General features: G+C 70.2%; 8 protein-coding genes. 6 read left to right on the top strand and 2 right to left on the bottom strand.

The window, feature by feature from the left end:
- From ACFWUY_RS39610 to ACFWUY_RS39595, 4 genes are all read left to right on the top strand, one after another.
- The coding region (locus ACFWUY_RS39610) for a vitamin B12 dependent-methionine synthase activation domain-containing protein (RefSeq protein WP_384121518.1) at positions 1-1,032 on the top strand (1,032 nt) is incomplete at its 5' end.
- A gap of 127 nt (positions 1,033-1,159) precedes the next feature.
- Complete coding sequence (locus ACFWUY_RS39605) at positions 1,160-1,858, top strand: HAD family hydrolase (protein WP_384121516.1); 699 nt, start codon at positions 1,160-1,162, stop codon at positions 1,856-1,858.
- 475 nt (positions 1,859-2,333) lie between these two features.
- The gene (locus ACFWUY_RS39600; protein ID WP_384121514.1) at positions 2,334-3,923 is read left to right on the top strand and encodes an ABC transporter substrate-binding protein; all 1,590 of its coding nucleotides are present in this window, start codon (positions 2,334-2,336) and stop codon (positions 3,921-3,923) included.
- A 79-nt stretch (positions 3,924-4,002) separates the two neighbouring features.
- Positions 4,003-5,583 (top strand): ABC transporter substrate-binding protein, encoded by a 1,581-nt coding sequence (locus ACFWUY_RS39595; RefSeq protein ID WP_384121512.1) that lies wholly within the window; start codon positions 4,003-4,005, stop codon positions 5,581-5,583.
- 72 nt (positions 5,584-5,655) lie between these two features.
- Here the strand turns inward: ACFWUY_RS39595 and ACFWUY_RS39590 are convergent, their stop codons facing one another.
- Positions 5,656-6,333: a response regulator gene (locus tag ACFWUY_RS39590; protein WP_384121510.1), complete on the bottom strand. Its 678-nt coding sequence runs from the start codon at positions 6,331-6,333 to the stop codon at positions 5,656-5,658.
- A 42-nt stretch (positions 6,334-6,375) separates the two neighbouring features.
- Positions 6,376-7,278, bottom strand: coding sequence for a RecB family exonuclease (locus tag ACFWUY_RS39585; protein WP_384121508.1), 903 nt, complete (start codon positions 7,276-7,278; stop codon positions 6,376-6,378).
- A 179-nt stretch (positions 7,279-7,457) separates the two neighbouring features.
- On the opposite strand from ACFWUY_RS39585, the gene ACFWUY_RS39580 reads away from it, so the two are divergent.
- On the top strand, positions 7,458-8,591 hold the full coding sequence (locus tag ACFWUY_RS39580; protein WP_384121520.1) for a site-2 protease family protein: 1,134 nt from the start codon (positions 7,458-7,460) through the stop codon (positions 8,589-8,591).
- An 18-nt stretch (positions 8,592-8,609) separates the two neighbouring features.
- Positions 8,610-9,497 (top strand): tRNA (adenine-N1)-methyltransferase, encoded by an 888-nt coding sequence (locus ACFWUY_RS39575; RefSeq protein WP_056566344.1) that lies wholly within the window; start codon positions 8,610-8,612, stop codon positions 9,495-9,497.
- Positions 9,498-9,614: the final 117 nt, after the last annotated feature.

Here is a 9,614-nt window from a genome sequence, read left to right as displayed (position 1 = left end):
ACCAGGGCGTACGTCGAACAGGACCTGTACGAGATCTACCAGGGCGAGGTGCGGTACGCCCGCGACGCCTTCGAGGGCCTGCGCCTCATGGACGCCCTCGTCTCCGTCAAGCGCGGTGTCCCCGGAGCCGTACTCCCCGAGCTCAAGCAGCGCCGGGTCCCGAAGAAGGACAGCGCGGCCCTCCAGGTGTCCGAGCCCGAGCCCGGCGGCCGCTCCGACGTCGCCACCGACAACCCGGTGCCCACCCCGCCGTTCTGGGGCACCCGCGTCGTCAAGGGCATCCCGCTGAAGGACTACGCGTCCTGGCTCGACGAGGGCGCCCTCTTCAAGGGCCAGTGGGGCCTCAAGCAGAACCGGGCCGGCGACGGACCGACGTACGAGGAGCTCGTCGAGACCGAGGGCAGGCCCCGGCTGCGCGGCTGGCTGGACAAGCTCCACACCGACAACCTCCTGGAGGCGGCCGTCGTCCACGGCTACTTCCCCTGCGTCTCCAAGGGCGACGACCTGATCATCCTGGACGAGGCCGGCAACGAGCGGACCCGCTTCACCTTCCCGCGCCAGCGCCGCGGCCGCCGCCTCTGCCTCGCCGACTTCTTCCGCCCGGAGGAGTCCGGCGAGACCGATGTCGTCGGCCTCCAGGTCGTCACCGTCGGCTCGAAGATCGGCGAAGCCACGGCCGAGCTCTTCGCCTCCGACTCCTACCGCGACTACCTGGAGCTGCACGGCCTCTCCGTCCAGCTCGCCGAGGCGCTCGCCGAGTACTGGCACGCCCGCGTCCGCGCTGAACTGGGCTTCGCGGGCGAGGACCCGGCGAACGTCCAGGACATGTTCGACCTCAAGTACCGCGGTGCGCGCTTCTCCCTCGGCTACGGCGCCTGCCCCGACCTGGAGGACCGCGCGAAGATCGCGGAGCTGCTGGGGCCGGAGCGGATCGGCGTCCACCTCTCGGAGGAGTTCCAGCTCCACCCCGAGCAGTCCACCGACGCCATCGTGATCCATCACCCGGAGGCGAAGTACTTCAACGCCAGGTGACCGGACAGGGATGAATCCACGCGCCCGTGATGATCGGGACGTACACTTGTCGGTCCAGTGCAGGCCGGTCCTCCTCCCCGTACGGGGGGAAGGACCGGCCTTCTCGTCCCTCCATGGAGGTGTCCGGATGACCAGTACGGTCCCCGCGTCCCTGATCCGCGCCAACGGAAGCTCCGCCCTGCAGGCTGTCTTCCTCGACATGGACGGGACCCTCGTCGACACGGAGGGCTTCTGGTGGGACGCGGAGGTCGAGGTCTTCGCCGACCTCGGGCACCGGCTGGACGAGGCCTGGCGGGACGTCGTCGTCGGCGGCCCGATGACCCGCAGCGCGGGTTACCTCATCGAGTCGACCGGCGCCGACATCACCCTCGCCGAGCTGACCGTCCTCCTCAACGAGAAGTTCGAGCAGCGCATCGGCCGGGGAGTGCCGCTCATGCCGGGCGCCGAGCGGCTCCTCGCCGAGCTGGCCCGGCACTCCATCCCGACCGCCCTGGTCTCCGCCTCGCACCGGCGGATCATCGACCGGGTCCTCGACTCGCTCGGCCGTGACCGCTTCGCCCTCACCGTCGCCGGGGACGAGGTCACCAGGACCAAGCCGCACCCCGAGCCGTACCTGACCGCCGCGCGGGGGGTCGGGGCGGACCCCGCGCTCTGCGCCGTCATCGAGGACACGGCGACCGGTGTGGCGGCCGGGGAGGCGGCGGGCTGCCGGGTCGTCGCGGTGCCCTCCGTCGCGCCGATCGCGCCCTCACCCGGCCGGGTCGTCGTGCGTTCCCTCGAAGAGGTCGACGTGCCCTTTCTCCGTACGCTGATCACCGGCATCTGAGCTTTCTCTGAGCTTTCCCCGGGTCGAGCCGGAAGGAATGCCCTTTCGCCGCGCGAAAGCGATCAGGCCATTCACCGAAAAGGCCGCCGCGTGACCTTGGTCACCCAGCGTGCCGGACGGTGGGTGGCCTTCGTCGTACCCCCGCCCGAAAAGAGTGTGTTTCGGCGTCCCCATGTGTCCCGATTCGCTCGCCGCCGTCCGCATCATCCGGCGCATGACTATCGAAGACCCCGCATTCATGATCACTGTGCGATTACCCCCACGCGCCCCCGTGGTCAGGCAATAGCGGCGCCGCCCACTAATCTTTCGCGAGTACTTCGCCGCATAACCCGCGTGCACCGGCGCACACCCAAGTCGCCGTGAACACAGGACCGATCGCAACACCCGGCCCGATCGCTCCCGCCCCGACCGGGCGGCCGGCGGCGGAGTTCCACTGACCGCTGTATCCCAGTGCCGGATGAGGAGATCGTCCCTGATGAACCGCAAGACCCTGGTGCTGCCGGCCGTGGCCGGACTGCTCGCCCCCCTGCTCGCCGCCTGCGGCGGAGCGGAGGAGGACGGAGCCATCGTCGTCGGCACCACGGACCAGTTCATCGCCACCGCGGACGCCCCCGCCCCGCTCGACCCGGCCTTCGCCTACGACACCGGCGCCTGGAACATCCTGCGGCAGACCGTCCAGACCCTGATGCACGTGCCCCGCGGCGGCGGCGAGCCCGTCCCCGAGGCCGCCCGGAGCTGCGGATTCTCCGACAAGGCCAGCGAGAGCTACCGCTGCGAGCTCCGCCCCGGCCTCACCTTCGCGGACGGCACCCCGATCACCGCCGAGGACGTCAAGTACTCCGTCGACCGCGTCCTGAAGATCAAGTCGGACAACGGCACGGCCGCCCTCCTCTCGAACGTCGACACCGTCGAGACCAAGGGCACCCATGAGGTCGTCTTCCACCTGAAGACCCCCGACGCCACCTTCCCGTACAAGCTCTCCACCCCCGTCGCCGGCATCCTCAGCAAGGACAAGTACGCCGCCGACAAGCTCCGCGACGGCTTCGACGTCGACGGCTCCGGCCCGTACACCATGAAGGTCGAGCGCGAGGGCGAGAAGGCCACCCGCTTCGTCTTCACCAAGAACCCGGCCTACAAGGGCGACATCACCCTCCGCAACGACCGGGTCGAACTGCGCCCCTACGGCGACGCGGCCGCCATGGGCCGGGCCCTGGAGAGCAAGGACATCGACATGATGGCCCGCTCCCTGTCCCAGCAGCAGGTCAAGAACCTCACCGAGACGCCCAAGGACGGCATCGAGATCATCGAGGTCCCCGGCCTGGAGATCCGCTACCTCGGCTTCAACACCAAGGCCCCCGCCGTCCAGGAGAAGGCCGTCCGCCAGGCCATGGCCGCCGTCGTCGACCGCGGCGCCCTCGTCAACCTGGTCTACGGTCCCACCGCCGAGCCCCTGTACTCGCTCATCCCCTCCAGCATCACCGGCCACGCCACCCCGTTCTTCGACGAGTACGGCGAGCCCGACCGCGACCGTGCCGCCAAGCTCCTCAAGGACGCCGGCGTCAAGACCCCGGTCAAGATCACCCTGAACTACACCACCGACCACTACGGCGCCGAGACCGCCCAGGAGTTCGAGGCGCTCAGGAAGCAGCTCGTCGCCACCGAACTCTTCGACGCCACCGTCCAGGGCGCCGAGTGGTCGGAGTTCCGCACGGCCCAGAAGCGCGGCGACTACGCCGTCTACGGCCTCGGCTGGTTCCCGGACTACCCGGACCCGGACAACTACATCGCGCCCTTCCTGGACAGCGACAACTTCCTCAACACCCCGTACGTGAACAAGGTCGTCCGCGACCAGCTCATCCCGCGCTCGCGCCGCCAGGCCGACCGCACCGCCGCAGGCCCCGTCTTCCACCAGATCCAGAAGATCGTCGCCCGGGACGTACCCGTCCTGCCCCTCTGGCAGGGCAAGCAGTACGTCGCCGCCCGCGACGACCTCAACGGAGTCGAGAACGCCCTCAACACGTCCTCCGACCTCCTGCTCTGGGAACTGGGCCGCGGCACCGCGTAACCCCGTCGACAGGATCGGTTACACCGGCCGCGCACCCGCGCGCGGCCGGCCCCTGAGAAGAGATCACGAGGCACGTTCTGTGAAGACGCACAACAAGTGGCTGACGGCCCCCCTCGCCGCGGGCCTGGCCGCCGCCCTCCTCAGCGGCTGTGGCACCGAGCAGGGTGGCGCGGGAGGCTCCGGCAACGGCGTACGCGTCGGCATGTCCGACGAGATCCTCAGCCCCGACCCGGCGGCCGGCTACGACCCCGGCTCCTGGCTGCTGTTCAACAACGTCTTCCAGTCCCTCCTCGCCTTCCCCAAGGGCGGCTCCGAGCCCGAGCCCGAGGCCGCCGACGAGTGCGGCTTCTCCGCCGGCAGCAAGGTCTACACCTGCACCCTGCGTGACGGCCTCACCTTCTCCAACGGCAACAAGCTCACCTCCGAGGACGTCAAGCACTCCTTCGAGCGGGCCATCAAGATCGCCGACCCGGCCGGCCCGGCGCCCCTGCTCTCCACCATCGACACCATCGAGACCCCCGACGAGAAGACCGTCGTCTTCCGCCTCAAGGTCCCCGACGCCACCTTCCCGAGCAAGATCGCCTCCGGCGCCGGCTCCATCGTCGACCACCGCGAATACCCGGCCGACGCCCTCCGCACCGACGGCAAGGCCACCGGCTCCGGCCCGTACAAGCTGGACTCCCTCAGCGACTCCGAGGCCACCTTCTCCGTCAACACCGGCTACCGGGGCACCGCACAGCCCAAGAACGACGGCGTCACCCTCAAGCTCTACCGCGGCGACCGCTCCGCCCTCTCCAAGGCCCTCGCCGACGGAGACATAGACGTCGCCTACCGAGGCCTCTCCGCCAACGACATCGCCGCCCTCGAGAACTCCTCCACGACCGGCGAACGCGGCCTCGTGGTCACCCAGGGCAGCAGCGCCGAGGTCCAGCACCTCGTTTTCAACATGGAGGACCCGGTCGCCGGCAAGCTCGGCGTCCGCCAGGCCATCGCCCACCTCGTCGACCGCGAGGCCCTCGTCGAAGGCGTCTACAAGTCGACGGCCACACCGCTCTACTCGATCGTCCCGGCGGGCATCGCCGGACACAACACCGCCTTCTACGACACCTACGGCGCCCCCGACAAGGCGAAGGCCAAGAAGGCCCTGCGCGCCGCCGGCATCACCGACAAGGTGAAGCTCACCCTCTGGTCCACCCCCAGCCGCTACGGCCCGGCCACCGACCAGGAGCTCAAGGCCATCGCCGGCCAGCTCAACGACAGCGGCCTCTTCGACGCCGACGTCCGGTCCGTCGCCTACGACCAGTACGAGAAGGACATCGCGGCCGGCAAGTACGGCGTCTACGTCAAGGGCTGGGTCCCCGACTACCCCGACGCCGACAACTTCACCGCCCCCTTCTTCGGCGAGGGCAACGTCCTCGGCAACCACTACGAGAACACCACCATCACCGGCAGCCTCCTCCCGAAGACGGCCGCCGTCCCGGACCGCGCCGCCACCGCCGACGAGTACGGGAAGCTCCAGGACCTCGTCGCCGAGCAGCTCCCCCTGCTGCCGCTCTGGCAGGGCAAGCAGTACGCCGTCGCCCGCGACGACGTCACCGGCCTCGAATGGACCCTCGACGCCTCGACCGTCTTCCGCTTCTGGGAGATCCGCAAGGGCTGACCCCAGCCACACCCCCACACGACAGGAGGGGCCCGGCGCGCACCGCGCTCCGGGCCCCTCCCGCCGTCCCCGCTACTGACCGCCGGCGCCCGGCCGCACCAGACCGCTCTCGTACGCGTACACCGCCGCCTGCACCCGGTCGCGCAGCCCCAGCTTCGTCAGCACATGACCCACGTGCGTCTTCACCGTCGTCTCGCTCACGAACAGGTCCGCCGCGATCTCCGCGTTCGACAGACCCCGCGCCACCAGCTTCAGGACCTCCACCTCACGGTCCGTCAGGGTGCTCAGCGTCTCCGGCATCCGCTCCTCGCCCGTCGGCAGGTGCGCCGAGTACTTGTCGAGCAGCCGACGCGTGATCGAGGGCGCCAGCATCGCCTCACCGGCCGCCACCACCCGGATCGCCTGCACCAGCTCGTTCGCCGGGGCGTCCTTCAGGAGGAAACCGCTCGCCCCCGCACGCAACGCCTCCACCACGTACTCGTCGAGGTCGAAGGTCGTGAGGACCAGCACCTTCGCCGGCCCGTCCCGACCCGGACCGGTGATCTGCCGGGTCGCCTCCACCCCGTCCATCCGCGGCATCCGGATGTCCATCAGCACCACGTCCGGCTGCAACGCCCGCACCTGGTCCTGCGCCTGGAGACCGTCCCCGGCCTCACCCACCACCGCGATGTCCCCCTCCGCCTCCAGAATCATCCGGAAGCCGGTGCGCAACAACGGCTGATCGTCGACCAAGAGGACGCGGATCGTCACAAGGGCTCCTTCACGGGACCGGGCTCACGAGGTGCGCCGGCACTACGGTGCCGACGGGGCCGGATCCATTCTGCCCTGCCCCGATTCGCCCGACTCCGGCGGGCGCGCGGCGACGATCTCCAGCGGATAGACCGGCGGAGTCCCCCCGAACTCCGGACACACCGCCTGGTGATCGCACCAGCCGCACAGCTTCGTCGGCCGCGGCCGCCAGTCACCCGACTCCGTCGCCAGCCGGATCGCCTCCCACAACGCGAGCAGCTTCCGCTCCACCCGCAGCAGATCCGCCTCCACCGGGTCGTACGTCAGCACCTCCCCGCTCCCCAGGTAGACCAGCTGGAGCCGCCGCGGAATCACCCGCCGCAGCCGCCACACCACCAACGCGTAGAACGTCATCTGGAACAGCGCGCCGTCCCGGTACTCCGGCCTCGGCGCCTTCCCCGTCTTGTAGTCGACGATCCGCACCTCACCCGAGGGAGCCACATCGATCCGGTCGATCACCCCGCGCAGCCGCAGCCCCGAATCCAGCTCCGTCTCCACGAACAGCTCACGCTCCGCCGGCTCCAGACGCGTCGGATCCTCCAGTGTGAACCACCGCTCGACCAGCTGCTCCGCCTCACCCAGCCACCCCGCGAGCCGCTCACCGTCCGGATCCTCCGCGAACAGCTCGGCCAGCTCCGGCTTCGACTCGAGCAGCCGCTCCCACTGCCCCGGAACCATCGCCCGCGCCCGCGAAGCCGTCCGCTCCGCCGCAGGATCGTCGAAGAGCCGCTCGAGCACCGCGTGCACCAGCGTGCCCCGCGTCGCCGCCGCACTCGGCTTCTCCGGCAGCCGGTCGATCACCCGGAACCGGTACAACAGCGGACACTGCATGAAATCGTTCGCCCGCGACGGCGACAACGACATGGGCGCCCGGGGCTCCGCCGGCACCTGCTCGCTCGTACTCATACAAAGACCCTACGACCCGCCACCGACAACGAGCGGAATACCATCGACCCGGGACCCCGTCGCACTGCATGATCGAACCGTGACACGACGACGTGGGTCACACCTCGCGACGAAAGGAACCCGTGAACCAGGACGAGCCCAAGCCGCAGCGGACCGAGGAGCCCGGCGGCGGAATCCTCATGGGCCGTCCCTTCGGCGTGCCCGTCTACGTCGCCCCCAGCTGGTTCCTCGTCGCCGCCCTCATCACCTGGGTCTTCGGCGACCAGATCGAACGCGTCCTCCCCGAACTCGGCGCCGCCCGCTACCTCGTCTCCCTCTTCTTCGCCATCGCCTTCTACGCCTCCGTGCTCGTCCACGAACTGGCCCACACCATCGCCGCGCTCCGCTTCAAGCTCCCCGTGCGCCGCATCCAGCTCCAGTTCTTCGGCGGCGTCTCCGAGATCGAGAAGGAGACCGAGACCCCCGGCCGCGAATTCGTCCTCGCCTTCGTCGGCCCCCTCCTCTCCCTCGCCCTCGCCGGCGTGTTCTACCTCTCGATGTACGCCGTCGAGCCCGGCACCGTCCCCGGCGTCCTCCTCGCCGGCCTGATGATCTCCAACCTGATCGTCGCGATCTTCAACCTGCTCCCCGGGCTCCCCCTGGACGGCGGCCGCATGCTCCGCGCCGTCATCTGGAAGATCACCGGCAAGCCCATGAGCGGCACCGTCGCCGCCGCCTGGGTCGGCCGCGCCCTCGCCGTCCTCGTCCTCATCGGCCTGCCCCTGCTCACCCGCACCGGCCTCCTCGGCAACTCCACCGACGACATCAGCGGCCTCGACACCGTCACCGACGCCCTGCTCGCCGCCATCCTCGCCGCCATCATCTGGACCGGCGCCGGCAACAGCCTCCGCATGGCCCGGCTGCGCGAACACCTCCCCGAACTCACCGCCCGCAGCCTCACCCGCCGCGCCATCCCCGTCGAACCCACCACCCCCCTCTCCGAGGCGCTCCGCCGAGCCAACCAGGCAGGCGCCCGCGCCCTCGTCGTCGTCGACGGCCACGGCGCCCCCACCGGCATCGTCCGCGAGACCGCCATCGCCGCCGTCCCCCAGCACCGCCGGCCCTGGGTCGCCGTCAGCACCCTCGCCCAGGACCTCGCCGACGGCATGCGCGTCCCCGCCGAACTCACGGGCCAGCCCCTCCTCGACCACCTCCGCGCCAGCCCCGCCACCGAATACCTCGTCGTCGAGGACACCGGCGAGATCTACGGCGTCCTCGCCACCACCGACGTGGAACGCGCCTTCGTCAAGGCCATGGCACGACCCTCCTCGTAACCCCGGTATTCTGGTCACATGTCCGAACCGACCGGTGCCGCCCGCCGACGCGGGCCCTTCAAGGTCGGGGACCAGGTTCAGCTGACCGACCCCAAGGGCCGTCACTACACGTTCACGCTCGAAGAGGGAAAGAACTTCCACACCCACAAGGGTTCTTTCCCGCACGACGAACTGATCGGCGCCCCCGAGGGCAGCGTTGTCCGCACCACCGGAAACGTCGCCTACCTCGCGCTGCGCCCCCTGCTCCCCGACTACGTCCTGTCCATGCCCCGCGGCGCCGCCGTGGTCTACCCCAAGGACGCGGGGCAGATCCTGGCCTTCGCCGACATCTTCCCCGGCGCCCGCGTCGTGGAAGCCGGGGTGGGCTCGGGATCGCTCAGCAGCTTCCTCCTGCGCGCCATCGGCGACAGCGGCATGCTGCACTCCTACGAGCGCCGCGAAGACTTCGCCGAGATCGCGAAGGGCAACGTCGAGCGCTACTTCGGCGGCCCCCACCCCGCGTGGCAGCTCACCGTGGGCGACCTCCAGGACAACTTGTCCGACACCGAGGTCGACCGCGTCATCCTGGACATGCTCGCCCCCTGGGAGTGCCTGGAGGCCGTCTCCAAGGCCCTCGTCCCCGGCGGCATCCTCTGCTGCTACGTGGCCACCACCACCCAGCTCGCCCGCACCGTGGAGTCCATCCGCGAGTTCGGCTGCTACGCCGAGCCGCAGCCCTGGGAATCCATGATCCGCAACTGGCACGTCGAGGGACTCGCCGTCCGCCCCGATCACCGCATGATCGGCCACACCGGCTTCCTCGTCACCGCCCGCCGCCTCGCGGACGGCGTCGAACCCCCGATGCGCCGCCGCCGCCCCGCCAAGGGCGCCTACGGCGAGGACTACGAAGGCCCCAACAAGGGCTGACGCCCCGACACCCCCGGCACGGCGGGGGGGGGGGGGGCCCCCCCCCCCGCGGCCCCCCCCCCCCCCCCCCACAAATAAAAAACCACGCCCCCCCCCCGCGTAAACAAAACCACCCCC

This window comes from Streptomyces sp. NPDC058664, assembly GCF_042716635.1.
Lineage (GTDB): Bacteria > Actinomycetota > Actinomycetes > Streptomycetales > Streptomycetaceae > Streptomyces.
The sequence above is the reverse complement of the archived record's forward strand: the minus strand, read 5'-3'. Positions and strand labels throughout refer to the sequence as shown.

Bases quoted from the DNA above. Each gene is read 5' to 3' on its own strand.
- ACFWUY_RS39600 (WP_384121514.1), top strand. From the start codon at position 2,334: ATGAACCGCAAGACCCTGGTGCTGCCGGCCGTGGCCGGACTGCTCGCC.
- ACFWUY_RS39605 (WP_384121516.1), top strand. From the start codon at position 1,160: ATGACCAGTACGGTCCCCGCGTCCCTGATCCGCGCCAACGGAAGCTCC.
- ACFWUY_RS39585 (WP_384121508.1), bottom strand. From the start codon at position 7,278: ATGAGTACGAGCGAGCAGGTGCCGGCGGAGCCCCGGGCGCCCATGTCG.
- ACFWUY_RS39580 (WP_384121520.1), top strand. From the start codon at position 7,458: ATGGGCCGTCCCTTCGGCGTGCCCGTCTACGTCGCCCCCAGCTGGTTC.
- ACFWUY_RS39575 (WP_056566344.1), top strand. From the start codon at position 8,610: ATGTCCGAACCGACCGGTGCCGCCCGCCGACGCGGGCCCTTCAAGGTC.